General features: G+C 62.8%; 14 protein-coding genes and 4 tRNA genes. 13 read left to right on the top strand and 5 right to left on the bottom strand.

Annotation, left to right across the window (positions count from 1 at the left end; all coding sequences use genetic code 11):
• Positions 1 to 186 precede the first annotated feature (186 nt).
• The 3 genes from ACFO5K_RS10780 to ACFO5K_RS10770 all read right to left on the bottom strand — a co-directional run bounded on the left by ACFO5K_RS10780 (position 187) and on the right by ACFO5K_RS10770 (position 444).
• Positions 187 to 261 (bottom strand) — tRNA-Val (locus ACFO5K_RS10780).
• Position 262: 1 nt separating this feature from the next.
• Positions 263 to 333: transfer RNA gene (locus ACFO5K_RS10775), tRNA-Cys, on the bottom strand.
• Between the two features lie 39 nt (positions 334 to 372).
• A tRNA-Gly gene (locus ACFO5K_RS10770) sits at positions 373 to 444 on the bottom strand.
• Between the two features lie 387 nt (positions 445 to 831).
• Here ACFO5K_RS10770 and ACFO5K_RS10765 point away from each other — a divergent pair.
• The 9 genes from ACFO5K_RS10765 (at position 832) to ACFO5K_RS10725 (ending at position 8,636) form a co-directional block, all read left to right on the top strand.
• Positions 832 to 903: transfer RNA gene (locus ACFO5K_RS10765), tRNA-Val, on the top strand.
• A gap of 802 nt (positions 904 to 1,705) precedes the next feature.
• Positions 1,706 to 2,461, top strand: a complete 756-nt coding sequence (locus tag ACFO5K_RS10760; RefSeq protein WP_378559876.1) for a hypothetical protein — start codon at positions 1,706 to 1,708, stop codon at positions 2,459 to 2,461.
• Between the two features lie 550 nt (positions 2,462 to 3,011).
• Positions 3,012 to 4,307 carry a hypothetical protein gene (locus ACFO5K_RS10755; protein ID WP_378559873.1) on the top strand — a complete coding sequence of 432 codons (1,296 nt, stop codon included), beginning with the start codon at positions 3,012 to 3,014 and terminating at the stop codon, positions 4,305 to 4,307.
• The gene (locus tag ACFO5K_RS10750) at positions 4,304 to 5,515 is read left to right on the top strand and encodes a DUF4041 domain-containing protein (protein WP_378559870.1); all 1,212 of its coding nucleotides are present in this window, start codon (positions 4,304 to 4,306) and stop codon (positions 5,513 to 5,515) included. Before ACFO5K_RS10755 ends, ACFO5K_RS10750 begins: the two co-directional genes overlap by 4 nt.
• A complete protein-coding gene (locus ACFO5K_RS10745) occupies positions 5,502 to 5,789 on the top strand; it encodes an HNH/endonuclease VII fold putative polymorphic toxin (RefSeq protein ID WP_378559867.1) in 288 nt (95 codons plus the stop codon). The genes ACFO5K_RS10750 and ACFO5K_RS10745 overlap by 14 nt, the downstream gene beginning before the upstream one ends.
• 12 nt (positions 5,790 to 5,801) lie before the next feature.
• Positions 5,802 to 6,506 carry a hypothetical protein gene (locus ACFO5K_RS10740; RefSeq protein ID WP_378559864.1) on the top strand — a complete coding sequence of 235 codons (705 nt, stop codon included), beginning with the start codon at positions 5,802 to 5,804 and terminating at the stop codon, positions 6,504 to 6,506.
• 97 nt (positions 6,507 to 6,603) lie between these two features.
• Entirely contained in the window at positions 6,604 to 6,972 is a 369-nt protein-coding gene (locus ACFO5K_RS10735; protein WP_378559861.1) for a hypothetical protein, read from the top strand.
• Between the two features lie 208 nt (positions 6,973 to 7,180).
• On the top strand, positions 7,181 to 7,696 hold the full coding sequence (locus ACFO5K_RS10730; protein ID WP_378559858.1) for a hypothetical protein: 516 nt from the start codon (positions 7,181 to 7,183) through the stop codon (positions 7,694 to 7,696).
• A gap of 526 nt (positions 7,697 to 8,222) precedes the next feature.
• A complete protein-coding gene (locus tag ACFO5K_RS10725; protein ID WP_378559855.1) occupies positions 8,223 to 8,636 on the top strand; it encodes a hypothetical protein in 414 nt (137 codons plus the stop codon).
• 88 nt (positions 8,637 to 8,724) lie between these two features.
• On the opposite strand, the gene ACFO5K_RS10720 is transcribed toward ACFO5K_RS10725, so the two are convergent.
• Together ACFO5K_RS10720 and ACFO5K_RS10715 are read right to left on the bottom strand one after the other, a co-directional pair.
• Complete coding sequence (locus ACFO5K_RS10720; protein ID WP_378559852.1) at positions 8,725 to 9,108, bottom strand: DUF6640 family protein; 384 nt, start codon at positions 9,106 to 9,108, stop codon at positions 8,725 to 8,727.
• A 70-nt stretch (positions 9,109 to 9,178) separates the two neighbouring features.
• A complete protein-coding gene (locus ACFO5K_RS10715; RefSeq protein WP_378559849.1) occupies positions 9,179 to 9,772 on the bottom strand; it encodes a TetR/AcrR family transcriptional regulator in 594 nt (197 codons plus the stop codon).
• Positions 9,773 to 9,961: 189 nt separating this feature from the next.
• Between ACFO5K_RS10715 and ACFO5K_RS10710 the strand changes: the two genes are divergently transcribed.
• The 4 genes from ACFO5K_RS10710 to ACFO5K_RS10695 all read left to right on the top strand — a co-directional run bounded on the left by ACFO5K_RS10710 (position 9,962) and on the right by ACFO5K_RS10695 (position 17,036).
• A complete protein-coding gene (locus ACFO5K_RS10710; protein ID WP_378559846.1) occupies positions 9,962 to 11,434 on the top strand; it encodes a glyceraldehyde-3-phosphate dehydrogenase in 1,473 nt (490 codons plus the stop codon).
• A 534-nt stretch (positions 11,435 to 11,968) separates the two neighbouring features.
• On the top strand, positions 11,969 to 13,387 hold the full coding sequence (locus ACFO5K_RS10705; protein ID WP_378559843.1) for a family 2B encapsulin nanocompartment shell protein: 1,419 nt from the start codon (positions 11,969 to 11,971) through the stop codon (positions 13,385 to 13,387).
• A 5-nt stretch (positions 13,388 to 13,392) separates the two neighbouring features.
• The gene (locus ACFO5K_RS10700; protein WP_378559840.1) at positions 13,393 to 15,663 is read left to right on the top strand and encodes a terpene synthase family protein; all 2,271 of its coding nucleotides are present in this window, start codon (positions 13,393 to 13,395) and stop codon (positions 15,661 to 15,663) included.
• Positions 15,660 to 17,036 carry a family 2B encapsulin nanocompartment shell protein gene (locus ACFO5K_RS10695; RefSeq protein WP_378559837.1) on the top strand — a complete coding sequence of 459 codons (1,377 nt, stop codon included), beginning with the start codon at positions 15,660 to 15,662 and terminating at the stop codon, positions 17,034 to 17,036. Before ACFO5K_RS10700 ends, ACFO5K_RS10695 begins: the two co-directional genes overlap by 4 nt.

Here is a 17,036-nt window from a genome sequence, read left to right as displayed (position 1 = left end):
GTCCCGCGTCGCGACTCCCACCCGGCGACGTGAGCCGATCCTAGGGGAGGCCACCGGGCCGCCGTGCCGCGAGTGACTCGAGTTACAGGTGTGGCACGGCCCGGTGCCGGAGTGATCGCTGAATGGCGGTGATGGGCGCAAAACAAGAAAGACCCCCTCGAAAGGGGGTCTGACTCGGTACTACGGTGGTGCGCGATACTGGGATTGAACCAGTGACCTCTTCCGTGTCAGGGAAGCGCTCTCCCGCTGAGCTAATCGCGCGAGGTGGAGACGGGAATCGAACCCGTGTGCACGGCTTTGCAGGCCGTTGCCTCACCACTCGGCCACTCCACCGCGCAAAGGAGGATGGCATGATGCCTAACCTACCTCTCGAGCGGATGACGGGATTCGAACCCGCGACCCTCACCTTGGCAAGGTGATGCGCTACCACTGCGCTACATCCGCATTCACACTTCCGGAGTAGCTCGGCGTCTCGGCCTCGCTGCTCTCCGTGGTGCGAGGAAAACATTAGCCGACGTTCGCCGAAGACTACAAATCGCCTGGTAGGAAGCCCTGAATGTGAATTACAGGCCTGTTGTTCAGTGCTCTCTCGGGCTGATCGGCATCCCGAAACCAAGATATGCGCATCCCGAGATGCGATCCTCATCGTCCCAACGGCCAACCGTGCGCGTCGGCGCCGCCGGGAATGCGACGACTCTGCCCCCGCTCGTCCGTGGCCCGCCGGGGAGCCCGAACTCCCCGTTCACGGGCCGATTTGGTGTCACACCACTGCCTCGTGCTAATGTTCCATCTCGTTCGAGCGGCCCTGAAAAGCCACTCGGAGCGCAACCCGGTCCCATAGCTCAGCGGGAGAGCGTCCGCCTCACACGCGGAAGGTCGCTGGTTCGAAACCAGCTGGGACCACAGTAAACGGCAGGTCAGAGCCCCAGAGGCGATGGCCTGCCGTTTTCGTTGAATTGGAGCCTGCCCGATCAAGCGCCGCGACTGTGATGCTTGTCAGGCGATGGTGGATCCCGTCGAGATCAGCCGTGGTTGTCAGACGTCGCGACCGTCGCCGAGGTTCGTGGGCTGGTTCGATGTTCGCGCTGCCGGCCGGTATCCGTACACCCGCCGAGGCGAAGACATCTACATCGATCCGTGCGGTGATCAGCAGTTCGCAGACGGCGTTCGGCAGCTCGTAGGAGTGGACCAGCGTCGGTAGGGCGATGTCTCGGGTCTCGGCTTGTCCGGACAACCAGTCGTGTGGGTGGCTGCTCGGCAGACCGTGAACGATCTGGATCATCCGTGTTCGTGAGCGCTATGTGATATTTCATCTTGGCCTTGGTCGGCGGCTCTGAGCTCCGGTAAGCGGGCGTTACAGACGGCCAGCGCGGAGTCGGTCGCCAGGGGAGGGCGCTTCTGCGAGAAGAACACGTTAGGCATTTGTCCGACTGCCAAGTGAACAGCGCCCACACAGTGTTCGTGGCCATGATGGCAGGCGAGCAGCCATCATGGCCACACAGTGTTGTCACACCGATCAGCTCGAAACAAAGAGAAGCCCCGGTGCCAACTGCTCCGGGGCGTTCCCATGTGGTTTCGCGGCAGCTCTTGTCTCCCGCATTCGAACTCCATCATACCCCCTGTGCGAATGATGTCGACGTCGGATGGAGCATGCGTCGGTCCAGGCGAGTAGCGATGACCGACACTGATCCTGTAGAACCGGCAGATGCCTGCCCCGCTGGCCGTCACCGCGCTACGCCGCCACCTCCCCGCATCACGCCTTGCGCCATTCTTGGCCGAGGCAGGCGGAGACCCCGATCTGTCACTTGCGCTGTACCAGTGGAACATCCAGGTCGGCGGAGCGATACAGGAAGTGCTCGGCATCGTCGAGGTCGCGGTCCGACATGCGATAGACGAGCAGCTACGGGTGTGGAATCCGACCCGTGGCGTCGAGTACCACAGCAAAATCCGATACACCGCCGACTGGACCACCATGCCCGCCGCGCCGTTGGCCGGCGTTCTCGCTGAACCCCTGACCCAAGCCCGCCGCTATGCCGCCAAAGCCGCGGCCAAGCGGAACAGCAACCCGCACCATCTCCGCTGCAACCAGCCGATCACGCATGACGACATCGTCTCGCAGCTCTCCTTTGGTGTGTGGTGCAAGATGCTGCCCAGCGATCCGAAGAAGCAAGGTCTGCAGCAGCTGTGGAAGCATGCGCTCGGCGCCGCGTTCCCTCGTGTCGGACCCGATGCCGCCAGCGCGAATGTCACCCCCGAACAGTTGGTCTACAGTCGACTCGATCGTCTGCACAATCTGCGCAACCGCGTCGCGCACATGGAGCCGCTGTTGCATTCGAACATTCCCGCTCGGCTGACCGACGCCATGGCCGTGCTCGGTTACATCTCACCGGAGACCCGAGACTGGTGCGGCGGGATGAGTCGAGTAACCGAGGTGAACAACACTCGGCCAGCGCGTAAGTGAGCGGCGCGACCTGCCGACCTGACATCAGGTCCAGGTATCTCGTATGGGTCGGCGGGCTCCCCGCTCGTGATGCTGTTGTCGGCCGATCGATCTGCCGAAAGGTGCGGCTGGCATCACATGCGCATCTGGGACCGAAGCAGACAAGTACCTCGCTAACCCACTGTTGGGCTTCCTCACACCTGTGGATCGTCGGGATCCAGGTCGGCCGGGTCGAACCGTGGGAGTTGCCCTTATGTTGGGGGCTCGGCAACTCCCGCGACGCAATCATCGCAAGTACGTCGAACGTGCGCGGGGACGGAAACCACGTGATCGCGGGTGCAGCACGCATCGGCCTCCTAGCCCAGTGCACACCACGTACTCTCGATTTCACCTTCGACTGCGCCCGCTGAAGCCCCTATTGCTGCGGGGTAGGGCCGCGATGACGAAGGGCTCTGGGTCCCGTCAGTGTCGTGTGTGATTCGGCAGCAGGCTGCTCGAGGTTCTTGCTCAGTTGGCGTGTAACGGTGTCGGCGCTGTGGCGACAGTATCTGCAGTTCGTGGTCTATCAGTGATGTTCGATCCGGAGATAGAGGGGAGTTCGGTGGCACGGCGCAGGGGGTTATTGGCTGAACTGCAACACCAACATCGGCTGGCGCAACAGCGCCAGGTTCAACAGCAGCGCGCGGCGATGCGCGCGCACAACGCGGCCGTGCGGGAGGCGGAGCGGTCCGCTCGTGAGCGACAACGTGCCTCCGCTGCATTTCAACGTGCGTCAGCCGCCGACCGTGTGGCCGCGGAACGCGCTGCGAAGGTCGCCCATGTCGCCGCCCGTGAGGCCGAGGTTGTAGAGAAGAACGCGCACCTGAACGCGACCTACGATGAGATCGACAGCTTGCTCGCGGCAACCCTCGAGGTCGATGACTGGGTCGATCTGGAGTCACTACGCGAATCGCCGGGTGAGGTGGCCTTCGACCGGCCCGAACTGCTCACCCCATCGCCGACACCCGGCTACCACGATCTACCGGGTCGCCCGCTCTTCGTGGCACCACCGCCCCCGACAGGTATCTCCGGCGCCCTGGGTGGGAACCGCAAGCATGCCGCTCAGGTAGAAGCAGCACAGCGAGAATTCGGAAGCATCATTCAGCGCTGGCAGCATGCTCTCGGTCAGACCTTCGAACTCAACGCGCAGATCCGTAAGCGCTGGCAGGAGACAGAATCCGCTCGCCTTGTCGCGTTGGCCGAGGATCGCCGACAACACGAGCAAACTGTTGCGCAACGTCACCGAGAGGTCTCCGAGTCGAACGATCGCCTGGACGGTTTGATCTCAGGATTGCGGCATCGTCACCCTGCTGCGATGGACGAATACGTCGGTATCGTCTTGGCGAACTCGGTCTACCCCGAAGCCTTCGAGGTATCCCATGAACATTCCTTCGACGCGGAGAACCGAGAACTTCGCATCACGGTCTTGGCACCCCATCCCGACACCTTCCCGACTACGAAAGCGTTCCGCTACAACAAAGCCAATGATGAGATCTCCGCGAGCCCGCTCCCGGCGGCAGAGTGCAAGCGCCGCTACGCATCCGTGGTCGCACAGCTCGCATTGCGCACAGCACACGAGGTGTTCGAAGCCGATCGTGAGGAGATCATCGACAGCATCGCACTGACGGTCGCCGTCGACGCGATCGATAGCGCTACCGGACACGACACCCGTGTCGACCTCGTCAGGTTGGCAACCGATCGTGCGGATTTCCTGCCGATCGACCTGTCTCGCGTGGAACCTGCCGACACCCTGGCGCATCTGGCCGGTGCCATGTCCAAGAATCCATACGGGCTGGCGCCCTTGGCAAACCACGGAGTACGCGGATGAGCGACCCACAAGAACAGATCATCGGACTGCGGAAAATGCTGATCGTCAAGGAACGAGAATCCGCCGACCTGCAGGACAAAGTCCAGGAGCTTACCGCGCAGCTCAACACTCGCCCCGTCGTCTCCACCGCACGGCAACCCTTGAGTGATCCGAGGGTCATCACGGTCGACGACGCGCTGGTTCTCCAAGAAGTGGGAATCTACGAGTACCACCACCCGCTGGAAAACGCTGACAGTTACAAGCAGGCCTTGACCGACCTCCGGCTGGCTATCCGCGAAGCGGTCAAGACCAGTGTTGCTGTCGTAGTCGCCAATAAATTCAGCTTCAACAACTCCCTCGCCGAAGGGCGACGACTGACCTCGGACCTGTCGAAGCTGATGCTGCGTGCCTACAACGCTGAGGCCGAGAACTGCGTCCGTACCATCCGCGCCGGTAATCTCGACACAGCCAAACGGCGCCTGGACAAAGCAGCAACGGACATCGAAAAGCTCGGCGCTGCAATGCAAATGCATGTATCGCCCGCCTATCACGCGTTGCGGACCAAGGAACTCGAACTCACCGCCGACTACATGATCAAGGTTCAGGAAGAACGCGAAGCCGCCCGCGAGGAACGCGAACGTCTGCGCGAGGAACGCAAAGTCGAACAAGAACTCGCCGCCGAACGCGAGCGACTCGACAAGGAACATGCCCACTACCGCTCAGTCCTGCAACGCCTCACAGACGCGGGGCAGGACACGCGCGAGATAGAGGACCAGTTGTCCCGCATCGCCGATGCCATCGCCCAAAACGATTTCCGCGCCGCGAATATCCGCGCCGGATACGTCTACGTGATCTCCAACATCGGCGCCTTCGGACCCAACGTCGTCAAGATCGGGCTGACACGTCGACTCGAACCCCTCGACCGAGTCCGCGAACTCGGCGGCGCTTCGGTCCCGTTCCCTTTCGACGTGCACGCTGTGTATTTCTCCGACGACGCGGTAACACTCGAGAACGAACTGCACAAAGAATTCGGACCCAAGCGACTCAACCACGCGAACCTCAGGCGCGAATTCTTCTTCGCAACGCCCGAAGAAGTCCGACGAGTACTCGCCAAAAAGATCGGCAATCTCCTCGACTACAACGACTCGCCCGAGGCGACACAATACTTCCAGTCAAAGCGGTCCTGGCCCGACGACACCCGATTTTCAGTGGTCGGTGACTGGCGATAGGTCTCTCAATGGAGTGCCTGGCTACCAATACTCAAATGATCCGTCGCATTGGGGAACTTTCCGACAGTTCGAGATCGATGGAATGGGTTCAAGGGTTGTTGTTGAACATACGGGCGACCCGAAGGGACCTCATTTACACGCGGGACAGCCAAAAGGTGACCCAGATCGGAACTACGTCAACTTCGGGTGGGATCCCACTCGCACAGCAGATCCATTGGAGCGGTATGGCACGATGGACAAGCCCGGCGGAGACCACCACTTTTTCTACGAGTAGCGAGGAACGACAGTGGAGCAGTCAGATGCGCGGCTGGACCGCATTCGGAGCGCTGGATTTGCTATCCGATCGAGCGACCCTGTTGTCACAGCACCGACAATCGATGAGACGTGGCGTCTTATTTCGGCTTCAACAGTAACGCCCGATGTTGCTGTTCCGTTCGCGGATAGCGCTGTTTCATTGACCAGAGCATGGTTGCAGGTCGTTAGCAGCCATCAGATCGTTTCCGACACTGATGATCTCCTGATAGCTTCTCCATTCCAAGGAAATCGAGAAGCTATCAGGGGCTGGATCCCCGTTAGATTGACCGACGGAATCAATCTCGACTCGATGGTGGACGGGAGAGGGAGCGTGGAATTCGTCGGCAGATCAATCGACGGAACAAAGTACTGTGGTGTGACGGCCGAAGATTATGGGTATTGGATCGTTGCGGGAAACTATCCAAAATCGCGACCTGTGACATGGGTCGAGGCAACTAACTGGCCACCTAAAAAATCAACCACACTCACTGAACTGCTAGCGACGATCCGAGGCAGCAGCGATATCCCTCAGATGAAGATTGCTGTAGCCAAGGCATTGCATGAAGTATACGGGCTATCTGTGTCCAGGGCTCGGCAAATTACGTCGGTCCTCGACGACGAACTTTTCCCAACCGTTCCGGAGGATGAGTTGGAGTGCCTTTGGCGATCTGTGGTTTCACCTGACGTCATCGACTGACGACAGTCGAAAGGAGTTCCCGATAAGGTGATATTTCATCGGCGATCGTTAGAACACTGAACGCAACGATGGAATGGACTGCAAAGGTGACGCCATAATGGCTTCCAAGCGCTACGGGTACTCCTCCTCTGATATCAAGGAGACTACTTGGGGAAGCGTCAGAGACTTGGGTGATGGTCGTTGGGAGACTGTTTGGCAACTTACGTTTAAGTCATTACGCCCACTTGGCAACGTTGGTGTCTTCCGCAGTGACGACGGTAGTTTCTGTGCCGAGCTTCGTATGACTGGTAGTACAAGCGGAGAACTTCGCGTGACTACCAAAAGTGATGCGATGGCCGCCGAAAACTATTCGCCGACGTACGCAAGTTTCAGAATTATTAATGATGAATACGGCGAAATTGAAACAATTGAGACTCAGCTAAAAGATTGGTATCCGCCCTTTAGGAATCGCGGCGATGCCGGTTAGTGTCGCAGTCGTGTCAGAGGTTACTGGAAGCGCTCGACACCGCCTGGGACGGGCTCCGGCCAACTCGGTCTGATGTGACGCGAGGAAGTCGACGGCGCCGGGTCGTTCCGATGGTACCGGCCTGTACGGGCTTCCCGGCGGCTATATTTCAGGTCTAATGGGCGCGACCATGCCTGGTAGTGGCACAATTCTGTGACAGGAGTCAGCCGTGGGTGAAATCCGCAATGCGGATGAGGTTGCCAAGAGTTCTTCGCGTCCGTTGGTCAAGCCTACTGCGATTTTAGCGGTGTTCCTGGTTCATCAAAGTTTGAGTCCTGAATTGTATATTGAACGATTGCGAGCATTGATTTCGGCTGCCGTCAGTATCGCTCAGAATGTCAATTTTGACGAGGATTCGGACATCGCGTTTGACTCGATGCCGGAATGGTTTCCAACGACAGCGGACATGGCGAGCCGCAAGGGTGCTAGGAACTATGTCGACGCCGGCCTTGGCGATATCTGGGATCCGGAAGAGTGGATCTACACCTTCGACCCGGATCTGCGTGCGTGGACTTGGTGGGACGCTACAGTGCGAGGCGATAGCGTGGCTGTATGGATTGACACTCTTGGTGAGCCACACGTTCCGCATGAGGAACTGCTGTGGGCGCTATACGTCTCTGGCGCCGAACGAGTGGATCCGCTGTACATGGAGGATGCTACCGTTTGGGTAGATGAAATTCGATAGTCGCAAGGGCGGTCCCGATTTATATGGAAATGTTAGAATGGCGGCAGCGGTAATGCCCACTGCCGCAGATGCACACCCCGTCGGAGGGCGGGCAGATGCGCTCTGCACCACGCGAATTCGATACAATCGGCGGCGACGTTTACGACCTGGATAGACCTGGCAGTGGCAACGCCCAGGTTCCGCGCCAAAGGTCCTAGATCCGACATTCCATCACTACAACCGCCGAGAATGCCGAAATTCGATCGCGCCCAAGTGGTTGATCTCGTAACGAGGCTCTCCGAGTGGCAGGGGACGGAAGAGGAGCAAGATGAGTGGATGGCAGCCCTGAAAGACTCCGTGTCTGGTCCAAAGATCAGCGACTGGATCTTCTGGGGCAACTCGAATCTTTCCCCTCACTCCCGAACAAATAGTGAACAAGGCTCTCGCGTACCAGCCAATAGCGCTCGGTGGTCCTGACTGGCACGATGAACTAGGAGATTGCCTCGTGGGGTGGTTCTTCGTGGGACTGTTGCCAGGATGGTGATTCATGATTTGGTTTGCCCAGGCGGCTGGAGCAATCGAACCCGAAACGACTGTAGGATTCTGGGAGATGAAATACGACTCACGCGAAGTTTTGGAAGCCCTCGACACTGCCTGGGATCCGGAATGTGGGTTTCTTGGAAATCTTCGTGAAGGAAATTGTCTTCCAGAGCTGGGAGATTCCTATCCGTCTCTGCTTGGGTCGATTGAGATCCCGGAGGGTGAGCGTCTGCATGCGGACTTCGTGCGGCTGTTGGGGTTTGCTCCGCAATTCTTTGTGTGGCATATTCAGCGCGCGGTGGATAGGGGAGCTGATCGGATCGCGGTTTCCAAACACACTGTGGTGGTCGGCCCTCGGGGCTTGCCCGTGGACGCTCTGGTAACCCTTCGCATTGGCGGGGGTATCCCACGCGGGAAGTGATGTTCGTGGTGCAGGGCAAGGCCGTATTGGCTATGGTCTGCACCTTTTTGTGCGCCCATAGGTGCAGCAGTGCTGCGTGGGTGCTTTGTCAGCGCGATTGTTCGGTCCGGCCCGCCAGCAGGGCCGCGCCGAGAAGCAGGGTCAGCAGGATCGCGGCCAGTAGCACTTGAGGGTGCAGGCCGAGAGCCGACTGGGGGTCGAATTCGGGGTCCTGTACGGCGGTGCCGGGGAACAGCATCGCGCACAGTAGTCCGAGCCATGGCGTGGCCAGGATTGCGCACGAGGTCCACACCCGCGCTCGTGTGCCGCCCCCGCGCTGGAGCAGTAGGGCCAGTGCTACGGCCGAGAGCAGGATCGACATCACGATGTATTGCGCGTCGTGGAACTTCGCGTGTGGCGGCCATGCGTCGTTGAGCATGTGCTGGGCCGCGGTTGCCGGGACGATGAGGTCGGCCAGTAGTGCGCCTGCCATCGTGACGAGTGCGACGGTTATGGCGAGAACTCTTGGGATGGAGAGATTTCGGGTCACTGCTGTGGGCATGTCAGGTACTTCCTTGTGGGCGGGTGGGTTCGGTGCGATGGCGGTGTAGGAAGTCCTCGACGACGTCGTGGACGTAATCGAGGTCGAACGATCGGTGGGCCACCAGCCGGCGGAAGAACAGCGGGCCGTGCAGTTGGTCGAGGGCGAGATCGATATCGAGTTCGGCGGGTAGTTCGGCGCGTGCGACGGCGCCGGTGAGGATCTCGCGGACGGCTCGGGTGCCTGAGTGGTGCAACGACTCCTTGACCTCGGCGAATCTCGGGTCGACGCCTGCCCTTTCGATGATCACCCGCATGCCCTGTTCGGCGGCGGGTTCGTGCAGCATCGCGCGGGTGGCCGACAGTGCGGTGATCAGGTCGGCTCGTAGATCGCCGCTGGGCGGCGCCTGTGCCAGCACGATGTGCCAGGTCAGGGTGGCCTGGATCAGGTCGGGCGGTTCCGGCCAGAGCCGGTACAGCGTGGCCCGGCTGATGCCGCTGCGCGCCGCGACGGCGCCGTGGGTCAGCCCGGCCAGTCCCTGCTCGACGAGCAGTTCCCGGGCGGAGGTGAGCGCGGCCGCGCGGCTGCGCACCGTGCGGGGATCCGGTGGTCGCACAACATCCTTTCGATACAGAGTGTTTCGTAGTTACGAAACAGACTGTATCGGAAGTTTGGTGACTCCGTGCTGCAACGGTCCTTCCCGTCGCAGTGGCGGACCTCACCACCGGCTGGCGGCCGACGGTGAAATCACGGCCCTGACTAGCATCGATGGGGCGTACATTTCGATGAGACCCGAGGACGTGTGTTGAGTACCGAACAACTTGATCGCTGGAACGCTCAGGAAGCCGCCGCGGAGGCGATGATCCCGATCATCGGGACGCTGTACCGGGCCAAGGGTGTGACGATCCTGTTGCACAGCCGCTCACTGGTGAACAAGTCGGTGATCAGCATCCTGCGCACGCACCGCTTCGCCCGCCAGATCGGGGGCGAGGAGCTGTCGGTGGACGAAACGCTGCCGTTCCTGCAGGTGATCAGCCGGTTGGATCTGGGTCCGTGCAAGATCGATCTGGGTCAGCTCGTCGCGGCTTTCCACGCGGACGGGCGCGGGCGCTCGGTCGAGGAGTTCACCACCTCCGTGCTGGCCGAGGTCAGTGACGGCAACAAGGCGCCGTCGCAGGGGCCGCGGGATGTCGTGCTCTACGGCTTCGGCCGGATCGGGCGACTGGTGACGCGGCTGCTCATCGAGAAGGCCGGTTCGGGCAACGGGCTGACGCTGCGCGCCGTGGTGGTGCGCAAGGGCGGTGAGGACGACCTGGCCAAGCGGGCCTCGCTGCTACGCCGGGACTCGGTGCACGGTCACTTCAACGGCACCATCAAGGTCGACACCGACAACGACACGATCACCGCCAACGGCAACGTCATCAAGTTCATCTACAGCGACGATCCGACCGCCATCGACTACACCACCTACGGCATCGACAACGCCATCCTGATCGACAACACCGGTCGGTGGCGTGATCGCGCGGGTCTGGAACAGCACCTGCGTCCCGGGATCGCCAAGGTCGTGCTCACCGCACCCGGTAAGGGCGACGTGCCCAACATCGTGCACGGTGTGAACCATCGCGACCAGGACCTGTCGCAGCAGGTCTTCTCCTGTGCCTCGTGCACCACCAATGCGATCGTGCCCCCGCTCAAGGCCATGGACGACGAATTCGGCATCGCGCGCGGACATGTGGAGACGGTGCACTCGTTCACCAACGACCAGAACCTGCTGGACAACTACCACAAGGCCGACCGTCGCGGCCGGTCCGCGCCGTTCAACCTGGTGCTCACCGAAACCGGCGCCGCGTCGGCGGTGGCCAAGGCGATGCCGGACTTCAAGGCCAAGATCACCGGCAACTCGATCCGCGTGCCCACCCCGGACGTCTCGGTGGCGATCTTGAACCTGCAGCTCGAGCGGGAGACCACCAAGGAAGACGTGCTGGCCTACCTGCGCGGGGTGTCGCTGGCCGGCCCGTTGAGCCGCAACCTCGACTACACGGCTGCCACCGATGTGGTGTCGAGCGACTTCATCGGCTCGCGTGCGGCCTCGATCATCGATGCCAATGCCACCATCGTCGAAGGCGACACCGCCATCCTCTACGTCTGGTACGACAACGAATTCGGCTACTCGTGTCAGGTTGTTCGCACGGTGCAGTACATCTCGGGTATCGAGTACCCGACCTACCCGCAACTGGGTGCGTCCGCCGGCAGCCGGGAGCTGACCGAAGTGCGGTAGTTCGCCTGCTTGGACACGCTCATAAGACGAAGGTCCGCTGCCGGGTGGCAGGGGGCCTTCGTCGTTGGTCCGGGTATGGGTGATGCGCGAGGCGGGTGGCCCGAGCCATCTGGACAGCCGACTGGGATTTGTTGCCCGCCAGCGTATCTCCGAAAGCGGCGATCGATGATAGATCGTCGGCTCGCTCGGGCGCAGCGGATTCGTTCACGCCCATGGGGTGGGGTGTGAAAGTGCCGGAAGGGATTGCCAGACAGTCGCTCTCGTGGTTACTCTTGTGGAGGGGAAGATCGGCGCTCACGGCTCGAACCTGATGAGGTCGAACCGGTTGTGGCACAAACGAACTCACTGTTCCTTCCCCTGTCTGTCGACGACGGCGCATCGTTCTGTGGGACGAGTGTGTCCCGTCTCGATGTTCTGAAATAGCTTGCGCTACAAGGCGATGTGCTGTTCCGTCGCCCCGCTCCGCTGCTCGTGAATCTGTACCCGCGTATGGCTCGTGCTCGCACACATGCACTGCGACAAAAGGGATTTCACATGACAGAGTTGGTCGAACCCCTCGCCCCTGCCGCCTCCACCCAGCAAAGCCTCAGTACCGCCGCCGCCCGCAATCTGGCCACCACCACCAAGTCGGTGCCCCAGATGCAGGGCAAGACCTCCCGGTGGTTGCTGAAACTGCTGCCCTGGGTGCAGGCCGACGGTGGCGTCTACCGCGTCAACCGGCGGCTCACCTACACCGTGGGTGACGGGCGCATCACCTTCGTCACCACCGGGGCGAACGTGCGGGTGATCCCCGCCGAACTGCGCGAACTGCGCTACCTGCGCGACTACCCCGACGACACCGCTCTGGAAACCCTCGCCGATCGTTTCGAGCAACGCGAATACGCGGCCGGCGAGCCGCTCGCGACCCTCGGCGACCCGGCCGACGAACTGATCCTGATCGCGCACGGCAAGACGAACAAGATCGGAACCGGCGAATACGGGGAGACCACCGTCCTGGCCACCCTGGCCGACGGCGCGTTCTTCGGCGAAGAAGCGCTCGCCGGCACGGCGGCCACCTGGGGATACGGCGTCAAAGCGGTGACCCCGGTGACCGCGCTGGTGCTCGACCGGTCAGCGCTCGACGAGCTCGGCCGCACGATCCCGTCGCTGCGCGCGCACGTCGATTCGGTCGAGGCCGAAGTCGAACGCATCGCCGGACAGGCCAACGATCACGGCGAGGCCTCGATCGAGCTTGCGTCCGGTCATGTCGGTGAACCGGTGCTGCCCGGCACCTTCGTCGACTACGAGACCTCCCCGCGTGAATACGAATTGAGCATCGCGCAAACCGTGCTGCGCGTGCACAGCCGTGTCGCCGATCTCTACAACAAGCCGATGGACCAGACCGAGCAGCAGTTGCGGCTCACCATCGAAGCGCTGCGCGAACGCCAGGAACACGAGCTGGTCAACAATCCCGATTTCGGTCTGCTGCACAACGCCGACCTCGACCAGCGCATCTCCACCCAGTCCGGGCCACCGACGCCCGACGACCTGGACAATCTGCTGGCCCTGGTCTGGAAGGACCCGTCGTTCTTCCTCGCCCACCCGCGTGCGATCGCCGCGTTCGGCGCCGAGTGCAACCGTCGCGGGCTCTACCCGGGCGGTATCGACTTCGGCGGCCACAAGGTGCCCGCTTGGCGTGGGATCCCCATCCTGCCGTGCAACAAGATCGGTGTCTCGGCCACCAACACCACCGCCATCATGCTGATGCGCACCGGTGCGGAAGACCAGGGCGTGATCGGCTTGCGTCAGACCGGCATTCCCGACGAGTACGAACCCGGACTGAACGTGCGGTTCATGAACATCGATGACAAAGCCGTCATCTCCTACCTGGTCAGTGCGTACTACTCGGCAGCGGTCCTCGTCCCCGACGCGCTGGCGATCCTCGAGAACGTCGAAATCGGCCGCGAAGGCTGACGGCGGTGCAGCCCTTCGAACTGCCCGAGTTCTACATCGCGCACCCGCCGCGGCTGAACCCGAACGTCGAAGCCGCCCGGGCCCACACCAAGGCCTGGGCCCACGAGATGGGGATGCTCGGACCGACGGTCGGCGGCGATGTGGTGTGGGACGAGCCGACTTTCGACGGGATGGACTACGCGGGACTGTGCGCCTACACCCATCCCGACGCCGACGCCGCGGTGCTCGACACCGTGACCGACTGGTACACCTGGGTGTTCTACTTCGACGACCACTTTCTCGAGGCGTTCAAACGCACCGGTGATCTCGACGGCGCCCGCGAATACCTCGACCGGCTCGCCACCTTCATGCCGGCCGAGACGTCCACGATGCCGGTACCGACCAATCCCGACGAGCGTGGGCTGGGCGACCTGTGGGCACGCACGGTGCCGGTCATGTCGGTGGCTTGGCGGGAACGGTTCGCCGAAAGCACCCGCAACCTGCTGCTGGACTGTGTGTGGGAGATCCGCAACATCAACGGCGCACGGGTGCCGAACCCGATCGACTACATCGAGATGCGCCGCAAGGTCGGCGGCGCGCCCTGGTCGGCCGATCTCGTGGAATACGCGCGGGGGATCGAGGTGCCGCGAGCGCTGATCGGGTCGCGGCCGCTGCGGGTCCTCAAGGACACCTTCGCCGACGCGGTGCACCTGCGCAACGACATCTTCTCCTACCAGCGTGAAACCGAACAGGAGGGTGAAGTCAACAACGGTGTGCTGGTGGTCGAACACTTCCTCGGCTGCGCACCACAGGAGGCCGCCGATCGGGTCAACGACCAGCTCACCTCCCGTATGCACCAGTTCGAGAACACCGTCGCCACCGAACTGGGCGCGCTGTTCGACGACCACGCGATCGACCCGGCCGGGCGGGCCGCGACGCTGTCGTACGTGCAGGGACTGCAGGACTGGCAGTCCGGTGGCCACGAATGGCACCTGCGGTCCAACCGGTACATGAACGAGTCGGCCGGGGCGCGCACCACACCTGTGCTCGGTGGCCCCACCGGCCTCGGCACCGCCGGGGTGGCCGGCCTTTTACGCGGGCTCACCGGGCCGGGCGGGGTGCGCAACCACAGCCGGGGTCCGACCCGGCCTGCCGGACAGTTGCCGCTGCCCGAGTTCGACCTGCCGTTCGAGGTGAGCGTGTGTCCGCACCTGCCGACGGCCCGCCGCGACAGTATCGACTGGGCCGAGCGAGTCGGCTTCCACGACCCGCTCCCGGAACTCGGCGGCCGCCCACTGTGGTCCAGGCAGGACACTGCGGGATTCGACTTCGCGCTGTGCTCAGCGGGTCTGGACCCCGACGCCACCGAAGAGGCTTTGACGGTGTCGGCGTGCTGGCTGACGTGGGGCACCTGGGGCGACGACTACTATCCGGCCCTGTTCAACCCGACCGGGTCGATGGCCGCGGCCAAAGCGGCCACCGCGCGGCTGTCGATGTTCATGCCGGTGAACCTCGGCGCGGTGCCGGAGCCGCTGAACCCGCTCGAACGGGGACTGGCCGACCTGTGGCCGCGCACCGCCGCCGCGATGGCGCCGCGAGCCCGGGAGACGTTCAAGTCCTCGGTCGAGCGGATGGTGCAGAGCTGGCTGTGGGAGCTGGCCAACCACATCCAGCACCGGGTGCCCGATCCGGTCGACTACCTGGAGATGCGCAGGCTCACCTTCGGTTCGGACCTGACCATCGGGCTGTCCAAGCTCGCCCGCGGCGGCATCGTGCCCGACGAAGTGTTCCAGACCAGCACCATGCGTGGCATCGAGAACGCGGCGATGGACTACGGCGCCCTGATCAACGACCTGTTCTCCTACGAGAAAGAAATCGACTACGAGGGCGAACTGCACAACATGGTGCTGGTGGTCGAGACCTTCCTCGACTGTGATCGCGACCGTGCCGCCGCCATCGTCTTCGATCTCATGCGGGCCAGGATGCGGCAGTTCCAGCGACTGGTCCTCGAGGAGCTACCGGTGCTCTTCGAACACCACCGGCTCGACAACACCGCCCGCAGCGCCCTGACCGACTACGTCGGCGAACTCCAGGACTGGCTCGCCGGCATCCTGCTCTGGCATCGCGGCACCAGCCGGTACACCTCCGAAAACCTGCGGTACCCAGCAGGACCGGCTACCGCGACGGGTGCACCCGCCGGCCCGAGAATCATCTCGCGCGGGCCCAGCGGACTCGGTACCTCGGCTGCTCGACACCTGTCGCATCCCTCCACTCGAACGGTCAGGAGTAGCTCGTGACCTCAGCAGAACTCACCGCGCTCGGCGTCCCCGCGGCGCGGACACTGTCCACCACCACCAAATCCGTTCCACAGAACCAGGCCCGCACCCCACTGTGGCTGCTGCGCGAACTGCCCTGGGTGGAGGTCGACGGCGGCACCTACCGGGTCAACCGGCGACGTACCTACACCGTCGGCGACGGCTACCTCACCTGCACACTCTCCGGTGGGACCTACCAGGTCATCGCACCGGAGCTGCGGGAATTGCGGGCCCTGCGCGGTGTGGACGACGAGGACGTCCTGCGTGAACTCGCCTCGTCGTTCGTCCAGGAGGAGTTCGCGCCGGGAGACACGATCTGCGAATTCGGCAGCCCGATCGACCGCCTGTTCGTGATCGCCCACGGCCGGGCGATCACCAACCGCACCGGCGAATTCGGTGACCGGGTGGTGCTCGACGTCCTCGGCGACGGCGGTGAGCTGGGCAGCGAGGTGCTGCTCGACGCGTCGGCCATCTGGGAGTTCACCGCCACCGCCGAGACGGCGTGCACGGTACTGAGCCTGGCCAGGGCCGACCTCGAACGCGTCCTCGAGCGGATCCCGGCATTGGCACAGCATCTTTCGGCAGTACGCGCGGCCGACCGGGCGGCCGAAGGTAGGTACAGCAAGCGCGGCGAAGCCTCGATCGACCTCGCGTCGGGGCATGCCGGGGAACCGGTGATACCCGGTACGTTCGTCGACTACGACCCGAGTCCCCGCGAATACGAACTGAGTGTGGCGCAGACCGTGCTGCGGGTGCACACCCGCGTCACCGACCTGTACAACAAGCCGATGAACCAGCTCGACCAGCAGGTGCGGTTGGCGGTGGAGGCTCTGCGGGAACGCCAGGAAGCCGATCTGCTCACCGACCCCGGCTACGGGTTGCTGCACAACGTGGACCCGACGCAGCGGCTGCGCTCGAGCACCGGCAGACCCACCCCGGACGACCTCGACCGCCTGCTGGCCCGCCGCCGCAAAACCGCGTTCTTCCTGGCACATCCCCGCACGATCGCGCGGTTCGGACACGAATGCAGTGCCCGCGGCATCTATCCGGCCACCACCGAACTGCACGGCAAGCCGGTGCGGGCCTGGCGCGACGTGCCACTGCTGCCGTCGAACAAGATCCCGATCAGCGCGTCGGGATCGAGCACGATCCTCGCGATGCGGATCGGCGAGAGCGACGAAGGGGTTGTCGGGTTGCGCAGCACCAACCTGCCCGACGAGTACGCGCCCGGTATCACCGTGCGGTTCAACGGTATCGACGATCAGGCCGTCGCGTCCTATCTGATCAGCGCCTACCACTCGGCCGCCGTCCTCGTGCCGGACGCGCTCGGCTCGCTGACCATCACTGTTCAGTGA

Source organism: Nocardia halotolerans, from assembly GCF_042650145.1.
Taxonomy (GTDB): Bacteria; Actinomycetota; Actinomycetes; order Mycobacteriales; family Mycobacteriaceae; genus Nocardia; species Nocardia halotolerans.
The sequence above is the reverse complement of the archived record's forward strand: the minus strand, read 5'-3'. Positions and strand labels throughout refer to the sequence as shown.

Excerpts from the sequence above, each read along its gene's own strand:
- ACFO5K_RS10760 (WP_378559876.1), top strand. The coding sequence starts at position 1,706 with ATGCCTGCCCCGCTGGCCGTCACCGCGCTACGCCGCCACCTCCCCGCA.
- ACFO5K_RS10750 (WP_378559870.1), top strand. The coding sequence starts at position 4,304 with ATGAGCGACCCACAAGAACAGATCATCGGACTGCGGAAAATGCTGATC.
- ACFO5K_RS10720 (WP_378559852.1), bottom strand. The coding sequence starts at position 9,108 with ATGGCAGGCGCACTACTGGCCGACCTCATCGTCCCGGCAACCGCGGCC.
- ACFO5K_RS10725 (WP_378559855.1), top strand. The coding sequence starts at position 8,223 with ATGATTTGGTTTGCCCAGGCGGCTGGAGCAATCGAACCCGAAACGACT.
- ACFO5K_RS10735 (WP_378559861.1), top strand. The coding sequence starts at position 6,604 with ATGGCTTCCAAGCGCTACGGGTACTCCTCCTCTGATATCAAGGAGACT.
- ACFO5K_RS10755 (WP_378559873.1), top strand. The coding sequence starts at position 3,012 with ATGTTCGATCCGGAGATAGAGGGGAGTTCGGTGGCACGGCGCAGGGGG.
- ACFO5K_RS10705 (WP_378559843.1), top strand. The coding sequence starts at position 11,969 with ATGACAGAGTTGGTCGAACCCCTCGCCCCTGCCGCCTCCACCCAGCAA.